We start from the raw sequence: 274 nt of genomic DNA, 5'->3' as shown, positions 1-274 counted from the left end.
ATCCCGTTCAGCTTTGAGCATGCTCACCGACCGCCATGAGAAGAGCACCGTCGCCCGAGTAGCGCGGCGCGCCCGAGAAGAGCCCGCCGAAGTTCTTCAGCGGCGGTCCGACGGTGATGCCCTGTGAGCTGAGGCTGAATTCGCGGATCGTGTGCTCGTGGTGGCCACTGCGCTTTTTCCCGACTGAGAGCGCGCGCCGAACCGTCCCTTCCACCTCGAAGTAGCGCAGCATGAGCACCGCGTCGCTCAGGTAGCTGATGTCGAGAGGCGTCTC

Annotated in this window: 1 pseudogene; it reads right to left on the bottom strand. The window is 64.2% G+C overall.

From position 1 onward, the window contains the following. Positions 1-7 precede the first annotated feature (7 nt). Positions 8-274 (bottom strand): annotated as a pseudogene (locus WDW90_RS39360) (ATPase domain-containing protein); the annotation flags it as partial.

Origin of the sequence: Methylobacterium nigriterrae (assembly GCF_037106235.1) — a bacterium.
Taxonomy (GTDB): domain Bacteria; phylum Pseudomonadota; class Alphaproteobacteria; order Rhizobiales; family Beijerinckiaceae; genus Methylobacterium; species Methylobacterium nigriterrae.
This window is presented reverse-complemented; position numbering and strand designations above follow the sequence as displayed.